This window comes from Paraburkholderia phytofirmans (assembly GCF_046028095.1).
GTDB classification, from domain to species: Bacteria; Pseudomonadota; Gammaproteobacteria; order Burkholderiales; family Burkholderiaceae; genus Paraburkholderia; species Paraburkholderia phytofirmans_A.
In genome coordinates, this window is record NZ_JAQQDJ010000018.1 from 23,296 (window position 1) to 41,743 (window position 18,448).

Below are 18,448 nucleotides of genomic sequence, written 5' to 3' on the forward strand. Positions count from 1 at the left end.
ACAGACGCGGGATGCATCGCAACACGGAACCTATGCCGCGCGCCATCGGGGAAAACGCGAGAGGTCTCGCCGCGGCGAACGCGCGGCAGGAAAAAGACGGGCGGCGCCGCGTTTGAAAACGGCGCCGCCCGTCGGTTTGCGAAAGGCTTACCGCTCCACCGGATGCGGTTCCTTGCGCTTGTTGGCCACGCGAATCGCGTCGAAGTAGGCGCCGTTCGGCGGACGTTTCAGATAGCGGCCGGCGCCGCGCTCCGCCCGCAACTCGCCGTCGGTCCAGGCGAGCGCGCCGCGCGTGAGCGTATGCATCGCCACGCCTTGCACCGTCATGCCTTCGAACACGTTGAAGTCGCCCTTCTGATGATGCGTCTTCACCGAAATCGTTTTGCTCGCGTTCGGATCCCACACCACGAGGTCGGCGTCCGCGCCGACCCGCACCGCGCCCTTGCGTGGATACAGGTTGAAGATCTGCGCGGCATTGGTCGACGTAATGCGCACGAACTCGTTCGGCGTGAGACGCCCCGAATTCACACCGTGATGCCAGAGCACCGCCATGCGGTCTTCCACGCCGCCGCAGCCGTTCGGGATCTTCGTGAAGTCGTCGCGTCCCATGGCTTTCTGCGACGCGCAGAACACGCAGTGATCGGTGGCCGTGGTGTGCAACTGGCCGGCTTGCAAACCGCGCCACAATGCCTCGCGATGCTCCGCCGAGCGGAACGGCGGGCTCATCACGTGGGCCGCCGCGCGGGTCCAGTCGGGATCGCGATACACCGCTTCGTCGATCACCAGATGGCCCGGCAACACCTCGCCGAACACGCGCAGACCTTCGCTGCGGGCTCGTGCGATCGCATCGACCGCGTCTTTCGAGGATACGTGCACGATATACACCGGCACGCCCAGCACCTGCGCGATCCGAATCGCGCGATTGGCGGCCTCGCCCTCCACTTCGGGCGGCCGCGACAACGGATGCGCCTCCGGACCGGTAAAGCCTTTCGCCAGCAATTGACGCTGCAATTGAAACACCAGCTCGCCGTTTTCCGCATGCACGGTCGGCAGCGCGCCGAGTTCGAGCGAGCGCGAGAAACTGTTCACCAGCACTTCGTCGTCGGCCATGATGGCGTTCTTGTAGGCCATGAAGTGCTTGAAGCTCGACACGCCGTGTTCGTGCACCAGCGTGCCCATGTCGCGATAGACCGAGTCGTCCCACCACGTCACCGCGACGTGAAAGCCATAATCCGAAGACGCTTTCTCGGCCCAGCCGCGCCATTCCTTGAAGGCGTCCATCAGCGGCTGCTTCGGGCTCGGAATCACGAAGTCGATGATGCTCGTGGTGCCGCCCGACAAACCCGCCGCCGTGCCCGTGTAGAAATCGTCGCTCGCCGTGGTGCCCATGAACGGCAATTCCATATGCGTGTGCGGATCGATGCCGCCGGGCATTACGTACTGCCCGCCCGCATCGACGATCGTGGCGCCGGCGGGCGCCTCCAGGTCCGCTCCGATCTGCAGGATCGTGCCGCCGTCCTGCGGGTCCGCACACAACACGTCCGCACGATACGTGTTCTCCGCGTCGATAATCGTGCCGCCGCGAATCAGGGTCGTCATGTTGCCGCCTCCTTATGAACTGCTGGTTTCGGTGCTACGTAATTCATTGGTGCTCGTGCGCGTGCCTCTATGCACTGGCGACGCGCGCACTCGGTCCTTTACTCAGCTTCATCCACGCGCTATATACGATCGACGCCAACGCGAGTCCGACGAACCACGCATACGTATAGAGCGTATTGAAGATCGCCGGCACGTTCGGGAACGAGGCCGGAAATGCGGTGTGCAAAAAGCCCGGCAGATTCGGCAGCACGCCGATCACGAGCGCGACCACCGCGCCGATATTCCAGCCGCCGGTGTAGCTGTATTCGCCGTGTTCGTCGAACAGTTCACGCGTATCGAGCCGTGTGCCGCGGATCAGGAAATAGTCGACCATCAGAATGCCCGCTACAGGACCGAGCAGCGCCGAGTAACCGACCAGCCACGTAAAAATATAACCTTGCGTGGTGGCGAGAATCTTCCACGGCATCATCACGATCGCGATGGTCGCGGTAATCATGCCGCCCACGCGATACGAAATGCCCTTGGGCCACAGGCTCGAAAAATCATAAGCGGGGCCGACGAGATTTGCCGCGAGATTGCAGCACATGGTGTCGAGCGTCAGGATGATCAGCGCGACGCCCACGCCGATGCCGGTCATGCGGCTCGTCAGATCGATCGGATCCCAGATTGCCTTGCCGTAGATCACCACGGTCGCCGACGTGACCACCACCGAGATCACCGAGAGCAAGGCCATCGGCACCGGCAAGCCGACCGACTGGCCGATGATCTGATCGCGCTGCGTTCTTGCAAAGCGCGTGAAGTCGGGGATATTCAGCGCAAGCGTGGCCCAGAAACCGACCATGGCCGTGAGTCCCGGCCAGAACGTGGCCCAGAACAGGCCTTCTTTCTTGCCGCCCGGCACGAATTGCGACGGCGCCGACAACATCGAACCCAGACCGCCCGCTTTCGAAGTCGCCCACCACACCAGCGCAATGCACATCACGATCTTGATCGGCGCGGACCAGCTTTCGAGCCAGCGGATCGAATCGGTGCCGTGCACGATGAAGTAAATCTGCAACGCCCAGAACACCAGGAAACACGCGAGTTGCGCGAGCGAGATGTCGAGAAACGGCAAAGCCGCGCCGTGCAGCGCGTTGCCGGTGAGAATGTTGAGCAGCGTATAGATCGCGCTGCCGCCAAGCCACGTCTGAATCCCATACCAGCCGCACGCAACAATGGCGCGCAACATCGCCGGTAATTTGGCGCCTTGCGTGCCGAACGAAGAGCGCACCAGCACCGCGTACGGAATGCCGTGCTTCGCGCCCGCGTGGCCGATCAGCAGCATCGGCACCAGCACGATCAGGTTGCCGAGCAGCACGGTCGCCACGGCTTGCCACGGCGACATGCCCTCTTCCGTCAAGCCGGCGGCGAGCATGTACGACGCGATGTTCATCACCATGCCCACCCACAGCGCGGCGAAGTGATACCACTTCCACGTGCGCTGCGCGACGCCGGTCGGCGCAAGATCGTCGTTGTAAAGACTGCTGCCCTGCACGCCGGCCGCGAACTGCGGGTCGGCGGGTTGCGCTGTCTGCTTCATCTAGAGCTCTCCACTCGATCGTTGAGGCCCGCGCGGCTTCTATCGGCGCGTCGGGCCTTTGGGGAATGACAGGTTCAGTACTAGCGCTGCGTTTGTTTCAGTTTGCTTCAACCACGTCCTGTTTCAGGCGGTTTTTGCCGCGTGAGCGTGGGCGTGCTCGGCGGTTTCAGGCGCGTCCGCCGATGCGCTCGCGCCTGCGTCCACGCGCGCCGGATTGTTCGGATGCGTGGTCCAGTTCGCGTATTCGCCGTTGTCCACGCGCTCCATCGAGATGCACTGCTCGACCGGACACACGTGCATGCACAGATTGCAGCCGACACATTCGGAGTCCATCACTTCAAAATGCCGGACGCCATCTTTTTCTTTCATGATGGCCTGGTGAGCCGTGTCCTCGCAGGCGATATGGCACAGGCCGCACTGGATGCACTTGTCCTGGTCGATGCGCGCCTTGATATCGTATTTGAGGTTGAGGTACTTCCAGTCGGTGACGTTCTGCACGGCGCGCCCGCGAATATCGTCGAGTGTCGCGTAGCCTTTTTCGTCCATCCAGTTGGAGAGGCCGTCGGTCAGGTCGGAAACGATACGGAATCCGTAGTGCATCGCCGCCGTGCAGACCTGCACGCTGCCTGCGCCGAGCACCATGAATTCCGCGGCGTCGCGCCATGTCGAAATCCCGCCGATGCCGGAGATCGGTAGATTCGGCGTTTCCACATCGCGCGCGATTTCCGCGACCATGTTCAGCGCGATCGGCTTCACGGCCGGGCCGCAATAGCCGCCGTGCGTGCCCTTGCCGTCGACCATCGGCAACGGCGACATCGCATCGAGATCGACGGCGACGATCGAGTTGATCGTGTTGATCAGCGACACGCCGTCCGCGCCGCCCTTGTAGGCCGCGCGCGAACCCGTTCGAATGTCACTGATGTTCGGCGTGAGCTTGACGAGGCACGGCAACTTGGTGCCTTCCTTGACCCAACGCGTGACCATCTCGACATACTCGGGCACCTGGCCAACCGCCGCGCCCATGCCGCGTTCGCTCATGCCGTGCGGGCAGCCGAAATTCAATTCGACCGCATCCGCACCGGTGTCTTCGACGAGCGGCAGAATCCACTTCCAGTCGCGTTCGTTGCACGGCACCATCAGCGAGACGATCATCGCGCGGTCCGGCCAGTCGCGTTTGACTTGCGTGATCTCTTTCAGATTCACGTCGAGCGGACGATCGGTGATCAGTTCGATGTTGTTCAGGCCGGCCATGCGCTGGCCGTTCCATTGCACCGCGCCATAGCGCGAGCTGACGTTCACCACGTGCGGGTCGAGGCCGAGCGTTTTCCACACCACGCCGCCCCAGCCCGCCTCGAAGGCGCGGTTGACGTTATAGGCTTTGTCGGTCGGCGGCGCGGAGGCAAGCCAGAAAGGATTCGGCGAAGTGATGCCGGCAATCGTACAGCGCAGATCGGCCATGTTCGGCTCCTTGGGGACTGCTGTTTTTTGTCTGGTATGACGCTTGGTTTGGCTTGGCTCGATTCGCTTCGCTTCAGGCGGCCTTCACCGCTGTGCGGGCGAATTGCGCATCGATCGCGGCAGCGGCGATCTTGCCGTCCTGCACCGCTTGCACCGTGAGGTCGATGCCGCCAGTGGCCGCGCAATCGCCGCCGGCCCACACGTTCGCCAGCGAGGTCTGGCCATTCGCATCGACCGCGATACGGCTGCCGTCCAACGTCAGCAACTCACGCTCGATGCCGACCGCCACCAGCGTTTGCCCGATCGCCTTGAGCACCATGTCGGCTTCGACCACGAAGCGCTCCTCTCCACCCTCTCTCGACGTACGCGCGAATTCGACACCTGTCACCACGCCGCCGTCGCCGATCAGACGCATCGGCGTGGCATGCGTGACGAGCGTGACGCCGCTGGTCTGCGCGAAGTCGCGCTCCGCCCAGGTCGCGCTCATCGCTTCGACGCCGCGCCGGTACACCATCGTCACCGAGGTCGCGCCGAGCTTGCGGCTTTGCACGGCAGCGTCCACCGCCGTATTGCCGCCGCCGATTACAACCACGCGACGGCCCACCGGCACCGTGCCGAGATCGCTCGCGCTGCGCACCTGCTCGATGAAGTCCACCGCGTTCATCACGCCGCCCAAGTCTTCGTCGTCCATCGCAAGCGCCCGCACGCCGGTGAGGCCGATCGCGAGAAACACGGCGTCGTTTTGCTTGCGCAGCGTGTCGAGGTCGACGTCACGTCCGAGCGCCACGCCGTGTTTGATCTCGATGCCGCCGACCGAACACAGCCACTCCACTTCACGCTGCGCAAAGTCGTCGACGGTTTTATAGGCGGCGATACCGTATTCGTTCAGGCCACCGGCTTTTTCGTGAGCGTCGTAAATCGTCACATTGTGGCCCGCCAGAGCGAGCCGATGCGCACAGGCAAGTCCCGCCGGACCTGCGCCGACCACCGCGACATGCCGTCCGGTTTCGGCCGCGCGTTTGAAGAGCACCTCGCCGCGCGCCATTGCCCAATCCGTCGCATGACGTTGCAGCGCGCCGATGGCCACCGGCTTCGCATCCTGATGGTTCCGCACGCACGCGCCTTCGCACAGAATCTCCGTCGGGCAGACGCGCGAGCACATGCCGCCCAGCGGGTTGGCCGACAGAATATCCACTGCCGCGCCCTTCAGATTGCCGTTGCTGATCTTGCGAATGAAGCTGGGAATGTCGATCTGCGTCGGGCAGGCGTTCACGCACGGCGCGTCGTAACAATAGTGGCAGCGGCTCGCCGCCGCGGCTGCGGCGCTTGCGTCGAGCAAGGGCGCGATGTCGGAGAACTCGCACGAGAGCTGCTCGGGCGATAGCCGCTGAGCGGCAATGTCGCCGGTTTGCTTGATGGCCATACTCGTTCCTTCTTCGATGTGAGGACGTAGCCGCTCCTGCCGGCCGCGCTTCGAGCGGAGCCGGGACGGCATGTTTTATGGGCACTACGGTAAAGCGGGTCAAACGGGTTGATAAGAACCGCAACCGCTAAAGCGTTATGAAACCGGCTCGCACGCACGCTCGAGCATGGCGTGCAGCAACACGTTCGCGCCGGCCTCGATCCATTCGAAGGTGGCGTCCTCGATTTCGTTGTGACTGATCCCGTCCACGCACGGCACGAACACCATCGAGGTCGGCGCGACTTGCGACAGATAGCAGGCATCATGTCCGGCACCGGACACCATGTTGCGATGCGGATAACCGAAGCGTTCCGCCGCGGCGCGCACGGACTTCACGCAGGCTTCGTCGAAGGCGACCGGCGCGTAGTAAAAGATCTGCTCGAGTTCGGTTTCGAGGCCGATACCGTTCGCTATCTCGGCCACGCCCTTGCGCAAGGCGGCGTCCATTTTCGCGAGCACCGCATCGTCCGGATGACGGAAATCGACGGTGAAGAACACGCGGCCCGGAATCACGTTGCGCGAGTTCGGATAGACCTGCATCATGCCGACCGTCGCGCAGCCGAACGGCGCGTTGTCCAGACCGATACGATTGACCAGATCGACCACGCGCGCGGCGCCGAGCAACGCGTCGCGACGGCGCGGCATGGGTGTCGGACCCGCGTGCGCCTCCTGTCCCGTCAGCGTGATTTCGTACCAGCGCTGACCTTGCGCGTCGGTCACGACGCCGATGATTTTCTGCTCGGCCTCGAGAATCGGGCCTTGTTCGATATGCAGTTCGAACGCCGCATGCAGCGGCCGTCCGCCGCACGGAATATCGCCCGCGTAGCCGATGCGTTGGAGTTCTTCGCCGATGGTCTTGCCGTCCACGTCCTTGCGCGACAGCCCGTAGTCGAGCGTGAAGACGCCGGCGAACACGCCCGACGCCACCATCGCGGGCGCGAAACGCGAGCCTTCCTCGTTGGTCCAGATCACCACTTCGACCGGATGCTCCGTCTCGATGCCGTGATCGTTCAGACTCCGAATCACTTCGAGACCGCCCAGCACGCCGTAGATGCCGTCGAAGCGGCCGCCGGTCGGCTGCGAGTCGGCGTGCGAGCCGGTCATGACCGGTAGCGCGTCCGGATTGCGGCCGGCGCGACGCATGAATACGTTGCCCATCTGATCGACACTGACCGTGCAGCCGGCTTCTTTCGCCCAGCTAACGATCAGGTCACGTCCTTCCTTGTCGAGGTCGGTGAGCGCCAGGCGGCAGACGCCGCCCTTGGGCGTCGCGCCGATCTTTGCCATCGTCATCAGGCTGTCCCACAACCGTTTGCCATCGACCTTGATCGACGTCGTGGGTTGTGCGCCCTTCAGCGCTTCGGATACCGCATTCATTCGTCTCGCTCCTTTCGGTGAACCGACATGAAACTGGTGCATTGGCGGCGGATTTTGGGGCGTGCCCGCACGGCGGCGGTGCACATCTGATGCCTTGGATCGCCACTTGTATAAAGGGCAAACCCTGGGCATAGGCCGATCTTCCAATCCTGTCCAGTTGGACAGGTTGTAGCCGATTAAACTCGCCAAATCAACACCTTTCGTGCGGTGAGAAACATAGCGAGAAGCGTGCCATTGCACCGCAGCACGCCTTCGACGCGTGCGACGAATGCGCGTGTGGGCAGCGCGCCAAACGACTAGAATGAAGCGCGACGCGGCACCCATGCCGGCGAAGGCAAACATGAGAGACGACGACGTGGCGGCTGACATCACGGAAAACGAGGAAACACGCGCACCTTTGCGGCGGCGCAAGGCGCACATTCGCGAGTCGAACGAAGCGCATCTTCTGGCGTGCGCCGAGGCGGTTTTCGCCGAGCGCGGACTCGACGGCACGAGCACTGCGATGATCGCGGAACGTGCGGGTTTACCAAAAGCCAACGTGCATTACTACTTCCCGACAAAGCTCGCGCTGTATCGGCGCGTGCTGGAAGACCTGTTCGAAGACTGGCATCGCGCGGCGGATACGTTCGAGTGCAGCGACGACCCGGTCGAAGCGATCGGCGGGTACGTGCGCGCGAAAATGGAATTGTCGCGGCGTCGGCCGCTTGGTTCGAAGGTGTGGGCGAGCGAGATCATTCACGGCGCGGAGCATATGGAGGACATTCTCACGGAGCGGGTGAAGCCGTGGCTCGAGAGTCGCGTGAAGGTGATCGACGACTGGATCGCACGCGGGCTGCTCGCGCCGGTGAATGCGCAGACGCTGATGTATATGATCTGGGCGACGACGCAGCACTATGCCGACTTTGATGCGCAGATTCGCGCGCTTAAAGGCAAGCGCGCGTTGACGCAGAAGGCGTTCGATGCGACGACGGAGGAAGTGGTGCAGTTGGTGATTCGGGCTTGCGGGGCGATGTCGCCGGGGAAGGCGGATTCGGCGTGACCGACGGCGAGATCGTCGTTTCGGCCATCTCCGCGTGGGAGATCGCCATGCTCGTGGAACGAGAAAGGCTCGCGCTGTCGATGGATGTCAGCAGCTGGCTTGCCAAAGTTTCCGAGATCGAAGCCGTACGCTTTGTGCCGGTCGATGTTGAAATCGCGACGAAGTCGGTCGACCTTCCAGGCGAGTTCCATAAAGATCCCGCCGACCGCATGATCGTCGCGACGGCGCGCAAGTTTGCCGTCCCTCTCGTCACGAAAGACGAAAAGATCCGCGCCTATCCGCACGTCAAAACCATCTGGTGACTTATGGCACGGGCACACAGTGCCCATGCCGATTCTCGATTGGACACCATCCGGTCAGTATGTCTCCAGATGCAGCCTCCCCTCCTTCTTCAACTTCACCCACAGCGCTTCCCAATCCAGCTGATGCTGCTCACCAATCTCCTTGAGCGCCTGCAGCACACCATCCTCCATTCCCTTCAACCCGCACACGTAAATATGCGTGTTGTCGTCCTTGAGCATTTGCGCCACATCGACGGCGCGCTCGCGCATGGCGTCCTGAACATAGCGCTTCGGTTGACCGGGCGTACGCGAAAACGCCAGATTCGTATCGATGAAATCCTTCGGCAGATTCGTGAGCGGCCCGAAGTACGGCAACTCTTCTTTGGTCCGCGCGCCGAAGAACAACATCAGCTTCCCGGTCGCGCCCTTCAGCCGACGCCGGCGGCGATACTCGGTCATCGCGCGCATCGGCGCTGAGCCCGTGCCGGTGCAGATCATCAGCAGATGCGAGTTCGGATGGTTCGGCATCAGGAACGTGCCGCCGAACGGGCCGATCACTTTGACCACATCGCCCTTCTTCAGATCGCACAGGTAGTTCGAACACACGCCGTCCAACGAATCGCCGTGTTGCTGCGAAACGCGCTTGACCGTCAACGAGACGTTGTTATAACCGGGCCGCTCGCCATCGCGCGGGCTCGCAATCGAATACTGCCGTGCGTGATGCGCGCGACCGTCGGCGGTCGCGCCGGGTGGCAGAATGCCAATCGACTGGCCTTCCAGCACCGGAAACGGCATCGACCCAAAATCCAGCACGATATGATGAATGTCGCTATCGGTCGATCCGTCCGTGAGCCGGTAGTTGCCGACCACCGTCGCGCTAGTCGGCTCCTTGTGCGTGTAGAGATTCACGTAAGGCTTCGCGGCGGACCAGGGCGGCACGACCGAGCCGCGCACCGTATCCACTTCGATGCCGCTCGCCTCCGTCGGCGTATCACCCGACGCGCCCGCGCCCGGCGATTCGTCCGCGGCGGGCACGGCCATCGTGTTCTGTTCCGGCAACACGTCCCACGTGAATTGGTCTTCAATCGGATACGCGTCGGCCTTCAGCACCGTGCGCCAGTTGTCGATCGCGCCGGTCGGACACGGCGGCACGCACGCCATGCAGCCGTTGCAGATCTCCGCCTTGACCACATAGTTGTTGTCGTCGTGCGTGATCGCATCGACCGGGCATGTCTCTTCGCAGGTATTGCAGCGAATGCAGATTTCCGGATCGATCAGATGCTGCCTGAGAACTTCGATCGATACTGGGCCGTTCATGACTTCCTCCACCTTGAGATGCGGCGCACGCGTGCATGGCGCCGTTCGCCGCTCGCGCGCTCAGTTAAAGCGCACGTATTCGAAATCCACTGGCTGACGGTTCACGCCCATCGCGGGCGGCGCGATCCAGTTGGCGAACTTGCCGGCTTCCGTGACGCGGCCCATCAACGACGCAACGTAAGCGCGGTCTTCCGGCGTAGCGAGCCATTTCGCTTCATTGGCGGCCCATTCGGTTTCGCTGACCACGCGGCCATCGGGCGACACGCGCGTACCCGCGAACGTGCCGATCTGCCGATTGAACGCTTTATGCGGCACCGTCATGCGGAAATCGATGCCGGCCTTTTCGAGCACCTTGTTCCAGCGCCCCACGCCCGCCACCGAATCCTTGATGTAATCGTCGCGCAGCACTTCGTTCATCGCGTTGAGCATCGGCACTTCGCGCTCGACCAGCTTGCCGTCCTGTACGTCGAGCAGCTTGTAGCTCTGGCCGTTCAACTGATGATCGTCGTCGCGCTTGTTTTCTTCGTAGCGGCCTTTGAGGCCCGAGCTATAGAACGTGGCCGCGTTGGACGAATGATCGGCGCCAAACAGGTCGATCGTGACCGAGTAGTGGAAGTTCAGATAGCGCTGAATGGTCGGCAGATCGATCACGCCGGCCGCGCGAAGCTTCGCGACGTCGTCCGTGCCCAGTTCGTTCATCACCTGAGCTGTGCGCTGGATCACGCGAGATACACCCGACTCGCCGACGAACATGTGGTGCGCTTCTTCGGTCAGCATGAACTTGGTGGTGCGCGCGAGCGGATCGAAGCCGGACTCCGCGAGGGCCGACAACTGGAACTTGCCGTCGCGATCGGTGAAGTACGTGAACATGAAAAACGCGAGCCAGTCCGGCGTTTTTTCGTTGAACGCGCCGAGAATGCGGGGATTGTCTTCGTCGCCCGAACGGCGGCCGAGCAACGCTTCGGCTTCCTCACGGCCATCACGGCCGAAGTAGCGATGCAGCAGATACACCATCGCCCACAGGTGGCGGCCTTCTTCGACGTTCACCTGGAACAGGTTGCGCAAGTCGTACATGGAGGGCGCCGTCAAACCAAGGTGACGCTGCTGCTCGACCGACGCCGGCTCAGTATCGCCCTGGGTCACGATGATACGGCGCAGGTTCGCGCGATGTTCGCCGGGCACGTCCTGCCAGGCCGCTTCGCCCTTGTGTTCGCCGAAGTGAATCTTGCGGTCCTGCTCGCCGGGCGTGAGGAAAATGCCCCAGCGGTAGTCCGGCATCTTCACGTGATCGAAATGCGCCCAGCCGCCCGCGTCGACGCTCACCGCGGTCCGCAGATATACGTCGTAGCCATGCGAGCCTTCCGGGCCCATATCGCCCCACCACGCGAGGAAATTCGGCTGCCATTGTTCGAGCGCGCGCTGCAGCGCGCGGTCGTCGGCGAGGTTGACGTTGTTCGGAATCTTTTCGCTGTAGTTGATCGTTGACATGGTCGGTTCCTGATTCGGAAACTGCAGTGACGGTAAGAGGCTCGTATCGGGCGAGTGGCGTCGGTGGCGTTCAGACGCCCATCACGCGCGCATCAATTGCGTATCAAATGCGTATCACACACGCGAGACGTCGAATTGCGCCTTGCTGCCTTTGCCGTACACCTTGAGCGCGCCCTTCTCGCCCACTGCGTTCGGCCGGTTGAAAATCCAGTTCTGCCACGCGGTGAGACGGCCGAAGATACGCGTCTCCATCGTTTCCGGACCGTTAAAGCGCAGATTCGCTTCGAGTCCGGTCAATGCGTCCGGCGACATCGCGGCGCGTTCTTCGAGCGCAATGCGGATTTCGTCGGCCCAGTCGATGTCGTCGGGCGATGCGGTGACGAGACCGAGGCGTTCGGCTTCGACGGGTTTGATCGGCTGTCCGATCAGAGAGCGCACGGCATCGAGCGGCTCGGTTTCTTCATAGAAACGCCGGCCGAGACGCGATTGATGGGTAACCATCGGATAGAGGCCGAAGTTGACTTCTGAAAGCGTGATGACCGGCTCCTCCTCTTCATTGCTCGGCAGCGCCGCCATATACGTGCGGTCGGCGGCGAACGCCAATTCCGCGAAAGTGCCGGCAAAGCACGAGCCCGGCTCGATCAGCGCGAACAGCGAACGCGACGAGACGTCGATGCGCGCCAGCGTGCGGCGCAAAAGGCCGATGGTCTCGCGCACGAACCAGTGTTCCTTGTGTTGCATGAGCGAGGCATCCGCGGCGAGCAGATTGCGGGCGTCGCCTTCGGTCTTGAAGACCCACGTGCCGACCGCCAGTTCGTTGGTACGCATGCACAGAATCGCGTCGTCGAGTTCGCGGGCGAATTGCAACGGCCACCAGTTCACGCCGGCTGCGACGATCTCATCGATATTCGTGGGCGGTGCGCTTTGCGGCGCCTTGGCGGTGAACGTCGCGATACGTTTTGCACGATCGATCGTGACGTCGAGCGTTTTATAAGTGAGGCCGTCTTCGCGATCCGTGCGTTCGATACGCGCGAGCACAACGCCTTGTGCGTCAGCGGGACGATCGCTCTGCTCGGCGAGTTCGAGCGCGCGTGCCTGGATCGCCTGATCGAACTGGTTCGGCTTCACGACTTCATCTACGAGACGCCATGCTTTCGCGCGCTCGCCGCGTACGCCCTCGACCACCGTGCAGAAGATATCGGCGCGATCGTGCCGCACCTTGCGTTTGTCGGTGACGCGCGTCAGGCCGCCGGTGCCCGGCAGCACGCCAAGCAGCGGCACTTCCGGCAGCGACACCGACGACGAACGGTCATCCACCAGATAGATTTCGTCGCAGGCCAGAGCGAGTTCATAACCGCCGCCGGCGCACGCACCGTTCACGGCAGCCAGAAACTTCAGTCCCGAATGCCGCGACGAGTCTTCCAGACCGTTGCGCGTTTCGTTGGTGAATTTGCAGAAGTTGACCTTCCACGCGTGCGTCGAGAGACCCAGCATAAAAATGTTGGCGCCCGAGCAGAACACGCGGTCTTTCAAACTCGTCAGCACCACGGTTTTCACTTCGGGATGTTCGAAGCGGATGCGCTGTATTGCGTCATGCAGTTCGATATCGACGCCGAGGTCGTACGAATTCAGCTTCAGCTTGTAGCCGTCACGAATGCCGCCGTCCTCGGCAATATCGATGCCGAGCGTCGCGACGGGACCATTGAAGCTCAGCTTCCAGTGCTTGTACTGCGAAGGATCGGTGCGGTAGTCGACTGGCGCGACGACGGTTTCTGCTGTGGACATGGGGCGTCTCCTGACTGGACGATGCAAAACTTGTCTTTTGAACAATAGTGCATCGTCATACCCATGTAAAGCACTTTAGTGCATGTTTGCTAGTAAACCCTGGCACCGAAGTGCACTTCAGCTGAGTCGCGCTTCGTCGGGAGATTCCGCGGCGAGCCTTGCGGCAAGGCGGTCGCGCAGTTGCAGGTAGGCGTCGGCCAGAGTTTTTTCGCTGGTGTCGAAGGTCATGTCGGCGCGGGCGTACAGTTCGCTGCGCCCCGCCAGGATGCGCTTCAGGTCGTCCATCGCCTCCTTGTTGCCCGACATCGGCCGCAGGTCGCCCTGCGCGACGACGCGGCGCATATGCTCCTCCGGCGCCGCCTGCAGCCACACCGTATAGCAATGCGACAGCAGCGTATTGAAGGTGCCCGACTCCGACACCAGTCCGCCCGGCGACGCGATCACCGCGCGCTCGTGCTCCTCAATCACGGCCTCCAGCGCGCGGTGTTCGTAACGCCGGTAAGCGGCCGCCCCGTAAAGCGAATGAATCTCCGACGGCGGGCAGCCGGCCAGTTGCTCGATCACGCGTGTGAGCTCGACGAACGGCACTTTGCGCTCCTGCGCGAGCATCCGCCCAAGCGTCGATTTGCCCGCGCCGCGCAGGCCGATCAATGCAATCCGGTCCTTGCGATGCGGGTCGCGCGGCGCCTGCGCGAACATCTCGGCGAGCGCCACGCGGGCGCGCTGCAAGGCCGCCTGATCGCGTCCCTGCAGCAACTCGCGGATCAGCAGCCATTCGGCGGAGGCCGTGGTTTCGTCGCCGATCACCTCGGCCAGCGAACAGTTCAAGGTGGCCGCGATTTGCCGCAGCACCAGCACCGACGCATTGCCCACCCCCGATTCCAGATTCGCCAGATGGCGCTCCGACAGGCCCGTTTCTGTCGCCAGTGTCTTGCGCGTCATGCCTCGGCGCGCGCGCAGCAGGCGCACGCGGTCACCCATCGCCGTGAGAAACGGATCGCGCTCGGCGGCACGCTCCGGCGCCCGTTCGGCACGGCCTGCGTCCTCGTCGGCTGAGTCGTCCAGCGGTGCGGAAGAGTAATTCTGGTTCATGTTTTGCTGCCTCTTAACTGCGATACATGTACTATAGTGCTTGACAGGCACCGGGTGAACGGTTAATTTTCGCCAAATATTGATCCAATAACAAACGCTGTCGAGAACTTTCGGCAGCGTCACGGAGATGGCGCGACGACTCGCATGCATTAACGTGCGTGTGCGGTCGAAGGCGTCGATCTGGAGGCTCGCATGTCCCCACATGAATTCCAGCGCCTGATCGCGGGCATCACGGAGCAACTCGACGGCCGGCCGCTCGACGGCAAGCTGGCGGACTGGCTGAACGACACCTATCCCGCAGGCGGCGACGCGTTCCGCGAGTTTGCACAGGCGTGCCGAACCGGCGTCGCCGAAGGCTGGCTGTGCAACCGCGAAGGCGGCGGCATTCGCTACGGCCGCATCTTCAAGGCGCTGCCCGAAACCCACGGCTTTTCCGTCGACGTCGTCGATATGAAGGATATTGCCGGTCCGCATCATGTTCATCCAAACGGCGAGATCGATCTGAGCATGCCGCTCACCGAAGGCGCCACCTTCGACGGCCACCCGGCCGGTTGGTGCGTGTACGGCCCCGGCTCCGCGCATCGTCCGACGGTAGCGAACGGCGAGGCGCTGGTGCTGTATCTCCTGCCGCAAGGCGCCATCGAATTCACTCCTGCCTGAGCACCGCCATGACCGAACTCCTGAAGAACCATGTAGCCGGCCAGTGGATCACCGGCGGCGGCGTGGGCGTCACGCTCACCGATCCCGTGACGGGCGTTGCGCTCGTGCGTGTGTCGAGCGAAGGTCTCGATCTCGCACACGCGTTCGGCTTTGCGCGCGATACCGGCGGCACCGCGTTGCGCGCATTGACCTACGCGCAGCGCGCCGCCCGCCTCGCCGATATCGTCAAGCTGCTGCAAGCGAAACGCGACGACTACTACGCGATCGCCACCGCGAACTCGGGCACCACACGCAACGACTCGGCCGTCGATATCGACGGCGGCATTTTCACGCTCTCGTACTACGCGAAACTCGGTGCGTCGCTCGGCGAGGTGCATGCGCTGCGTGACGGCGACTGCGTCTCGCTGAGCAAGGATCAATCGTTCAGCGTGCAGCACGTGCTCACGCCGACACGCGGCGTCGCGCTCTTTATCAACGCCTTTAATTTTCCGTCCTGGGGCTTGTGGGAAAAAGCGGCGCCGGCGTTGCTATCCGGCGTGCCCGTCATCGTCAAGCCCGCTACGGCAACGGCGTGGCTCACCCAACGCATGGTCGCCGATGTGGTCGATGCGGGCATTCTGCCGCCTGGCGCGCTCTCGGTGATTTGCGGCAGTTCGGCGGGCCTGCTCGATCAGATTCAGTCTTTCGATGTCGTGTCGTTCACAGGCTCGGCGGAGACAGCAGCCACGTTGCGCGCGCATCCGGCCTTCGTGCAGCGCGGCGCGCGTTTGAACGTCGAAGCGGACAGCCTGAATAGCGCGATTCTGTGCGCCGACGCCACGCCCGACACACCGGCGTTCGATCTCTTCATCAAGGAAGTGGTGCGGGAAATGACCCTGAAATCCGGGCAGAAATGCACGGCGATCCGGCGCGCGTTCGTCCCCGAGGCCGCGCTCGAAGCCGTGCTCGAAGCGCTCAACGCGAAGCTCGCGAAAATCACCGTCGGCAATCCGCGCAACGACGCCGTGCGCATGGGTTCGCTCGTGAGCCGCGAGCAATACGAGAACGTGCTGGCCGGCATCGCGGCGCTGCGCGAAGAAGCCGTGCTCGCTTTCGACGGCTCCGCTGTGCCGCTCATCGACGCAGATTCGAATATCGCCGCTTGTATCGCGCCGCATCTGTTCGTGGTCAACGATCCGGATAACGCGACGCTGCTGCACGACGTCGAAGTGTTCGGACCGGTAGCGAGCGTGGCACCCTATCGCGTCGCCACTAACGGGACTGCGTTGCCCGAAGCGCACGCCGTCGCTCTCGCGCGACGCGGCCAGGGATCGCTCGTCGCCTCGATCTATTCGAACGACGAAGCGCATCTCGGCCGCCTTGCGCTCGAACTCGCGGATTCGCACGGCCGCGTGCATGCCATTTCGCCTTCGGTGCAGCAGAGTCAAACCGGTCACGGCAACGTGATGCCGATGTCGCTGCACGGCGGCCCGGGCCGCGCGGGCGGCGGCGAGGAACTCGGCGGCTTGCGCGCGCTGGGTTTCTATCACCGGCGTTCGGCCATCCAGGCAGCGAGCGCGGCAATCGGCTCGCTGACGCAAGCGACTCATTTGCCCGCGGCGTGACGGCGCACGAGTCTAACGATAAGGACCGGGCAAGCACATTAGCCTGACAGCATCGAGCGGATCATGAGCACAGAACAGCCGGACCGCGCCCACCCGATGGAGGAGACACATGGAAGCCCTGTTGGAAAAGGCAGCGAATCAGCCCGCCGCGACAGTCGAAGCGCCGCCCGCGCTATTCAATTTCGCGGCCTACCTGTTTCGGCTGAACGAAACACGCGCCGCCAAGACCGCCTATATCGACGACACCGGCAGCACCACCTACGGTGAACTCGAAGAGCGCGCGCGGCGCTTTGCGAGCGCGCTGCGCACGCTCGGCGTGCACCCCGAAGAGCGCGTGCTGCTGGTGATGCTCGACACCATCGCCCTGCCGGTTGCCTTTCTCGGCGCGCTCTACGCGGGCGTCGTGCCGGTCGTTGCGAACACGCTGCTCACGCCCGCCGACTATGTGTATATGCTCACGCATAGCCATGCGCGCGCGGTGGTCGCCTCGGGTGCGCTGCTGCAGAACGTGACACAGGCGCTGGATTCCGCCGAACATGACGGTTGTCAGTTGATCGTCTCACAGCCGCGTGAAGGCGAGCCGCTTCTTGCGCCTTTGCTCGAAGAACTGATCGACGCCGCCGCGCCCGCCGCCAAAGCCGCGGCAACCGGTGGCGACGACATCGCCTTCTGGCTGTATTCGTCAGGCTCGACCGGCAAGCCGAAGGGCACGGTCCACACGCATGCGAACCTGTACTGGACCGCCGAGTTGTATGCGAAGCCGATCCTCGGTATCGCCGAGAGCGACGTGGTGTTCTCCGCGGCCAAGCTGTTCTTTGCGTACGGTCTTGGTAACGGTTTGACGTTCCCGCTGTCGGTCGGCGCCACGGCGATTTTGATGGCGGAACGTCCCACTGCCGACGCGATTTTCACGCGCCTCGTCAAACATCGCCCGACGGTGTTCTACGGCGTCCCGACGCTCTACGCGAACATGCTGGTCTCACCCAACTTGCCCGCACGCACCGATGTCGCAATGCGCATCTGCACGTCGGCGGGCGAAGCGTTGCCGCGTGAAATCGGCGAGCGTTTCACCGCGCATTTCGGCTGCGAGATTCTCGACGGCATCGGCTCGACTGAAATGCTGCACATCTTCCTGTCCAATCGCGCGGGCGCGGTCGAGTATGGGACGACGGGCCGCCCCGTGCCGGGATACGAAGTCGAGTTGCGCGACGACGCCGGTCATGCGGTGGCGGATGGCGAAGTCGGCGATCTGTATATCAAAGGGCCGAGCGCAGCCGTGATGTACTGGAACAACCGCGAGAAAACGCGCGCCACCTTTCTCGGCGAGTGGATCCGCAGCGGCGACAAGTACTGCCGGCTGGCGAACGGCTGCTATGTCTACGCGGGCCGCAGCGACGACATGCTCAAAGTGAGCGGCCAGTATGTGTCGCCCGTCGAAGTGGAAATGGTGCTGGTGCAGCACGGCGCGGTGCTCGAAGCAGCGGTGGTCGGCGTCGATCACGGCGGCCTCGTCAAGACTCGTGCATTCGTGGTGTTGAAGCGTGAATTCGCGGCCTCTGAGATACTCGCGGATGAGTTGAAGGCTTTCGTCAAGGACCGGCTCGCGCCGCATAAATATCCGCGCGATATCGTGTTCGTCGACGATTTGCCGAAAACCGCCACCGGCAAAATTCAACGTTTCAAACTGCGCGAGCAGTCATAAGGTGA

Annotated in this window: 14 protein-coding genes; 5 read left to right on the forward strand and 9 right to left on the reverse strand. The window is 63.0% G+C overall.

Annotation, left to right across the window (positions count from 1 at the left end; translation table 11 throughout):
• Window positions 1–147: 147 nt before the first annotated feature.
• From hydA to PQR54_RS34475, 5 genes are all read right to left on the reverse strand, one after another.
• On the reverse strand, window positions 148–1,599 hold the full coding sequence (hydA, locus tag PQR54_RS34455) for a dihydropyrimidinase (protein WP_408253596.1): 1,452 nt from the start codon (window positions 1,597–1,599) through the stop codon (window positions 148–150).
• Between the two features lie 67 nt (window positions 1,600–1,666).
• Entirely contained in the window at window positions 1,667–3,178 is a 1,512-nt protein-coding gene (locus PQR54_RS34460) for an NCS1 family nucleobase:cation symporter-1 (protein WP_106279294.1), read from the reverse strand.
• 123 nt (window positions 3,179–3,301) lie between these two features.
• Entirely contained in the window at window positions 3,302–4,636 is a 1,335-nt protein-coding gene (gene preA, locus PQR54_RS34465; RefSeq protein WP_408253599.1) for an NAD-dependent dihydropyrimidine dehydrogenase subunit PreA, read from the reverse strand.
• Between the two features lie 73 nt (window positions 4,637–4,709).
• The gene (locus PQR54_RS34470; RefSeq protein ID WP_408253602.1) at window positions 4,710–6,059 is read right to left on the reverse strand and encodes an NAD(P)-dependent oxidoreductase; all 1,350 of its coding nucleotides are present in this window, start codon (window positions 6,057–6,059) and stop codon (window positions 4,710–4,712) included.
• 135 nt (window positions 6,060–6,194) lie between these two features.
• Window positions 6,195–7,475, reverse strand: a complete 1,281-nt coding sequence (locus PQR54_RS34475; protein ID WP_408253605.1) for a Zn-dependent hydrolase — start codon at window positions 7,473–7,475, stop codon at window positions 6,195–6,197.
• A gap of 301 nt (window positions 7,476–7,776) precedes the next feature.
• On the opposite strand from PQR54_RS34475, the gene PQR54_RS34480 reads away from it, so the two are divergent.
• Together PQR54_RS34480 and PQR54_RS34485 are read left to right on the forward strand one after the other, a co-directional pair.
• Window positions 7,777–8,514, forward strand: a complete 738-nt coding sequence (locus PQR54_RS34480) for a TetR/AcrR family transcriptional regulator (RefSeq protein WP_408253606.1) — start codon at window positions 7,777–7,779, stop codon at window positions 8,512–8,514.
• Window positions 8,511–8,816, forward strand: a complete 306-nt coding sequence (locus PQR54_RS34485) for a type II toxin-antitoxin system VapC family toxin (RefSeq protein ID WP_408253607.1) — start codon at window positions 8,511–8,513, stop codon at window positions 8,814–8,816. The genes PQR54_RS34480 and PQR54_RS34485 overlap by 4 nt, the downstream gene beginning before the upstream one ends.
• A 54-nt stretch (window positions 8,817–8,870) precedes the next feature.
• Here PQR54_RS34485 and boxA read toward each other — a convergent pair whose 3' ends face one another.
• The 4 genes from boxA to PQR54_RS34505 all read right to left on the reverse strand — a co-directional run bounded on the left by boxA (window position 8,871) and on the right by PQR54_RS34505 (window position 14,477).
• A complete protein-coding gene (gene boxA / locus PQR54_RS34490) occupies window positions 8,871–10,112 on the reverse strand; it encodes a benzoyl-CoA 2,3-epoxidase subunit BoxA (RefSeq protein WP_408253609.1) in 1,242 nt (413 codons plus the stop codon).
• A 60-nt stretch (window positions 10,113–10,172) separates the two neighbouring features.
• Entirely contained in the window at window positions 10,173–11,600 is a 1,428-nt protein-coding gene (gene boxB, locus PQR54_RS34495; RefSeq protein WP_408253611.1) for a benzoyl-CoA 2,3-epoxidase subunit BoxB, read from the reverse strand.
• A 114-nt stretch (window positions 11,601–11,714) separates the two neighbouring features.
• Entirely contained in the window at window positions 11,715–13,385 is a 1,671-nt protein-coding gene (boxC, locus tag PQR54_RS34500) for a 2,3-epoxybenzoyl-CoA dihydrolase (protein ID WP_408253614.1), read from the reverse strand.
• Between the two features lie 117 nt (window positions 13,386–13,502).
• A complete protein-coding gene (locus PQR54_RS34505; protein ID WP_408253616.1) occupies window positions 13,503–14,477 on the reverse strand; it encodes a helix-turn-helix transcriptional regulator in 975 nt (324 codons plus the stop codon).
• A gap of 192 nt (window positions 14,478–14,669) precedes the next feature.
• Between PQR54_RS34505 and PQR54_RS34510 the strand changes: the two genes are divergently transcribed.
• The 3 genes from PQR54_RS34510 (at window position 14,670) to PQR54_RS34520 (ending at window position 18,443) form a co-directional block, all read left to right on the forward strand.
• On the forward strand, window positions 14,670–15,137 hold the full coding sequence (locus tag PQR54_RS34510; RefSeq protein ID WP_408253618.1) for a DUF4863 family protein: 468 nt from the start codon (window positions 14,670–14,672) through the stop codon (window positions 15,135–15,137).
• An 8-nt stretch (window positions 15,138–15,145) separates the two neighbouring features.
• Window positions 15,146–16,741, forward strand: a complete 1,596-nt coding sequence (locus PQR54_RS34515) for a 3,4-dehydroadipyl-CoA semialdehyde dehydrogenase (protein WP_408253620.1) — start codon at window positions 15,146–15,148, stop codon at window positions 16,739–16,741.
• Window positions 16,742–16,850: 109 nt separating this feature from the next.
• On the forward strand, window positions 16,851–18,443 hold the full coding sequence (locus tag PQR54_RS34520; protein WP_408253623.1) for a benzoate-CoA ligase family protein: 1,593 nt from the start codon (window positions 16,851–16,853) through the stop codon (window positions 18,441–18,443).
• The last annotated feature ends 5 nt before the right edge of the window (window positions 18,444–18,448 follow it).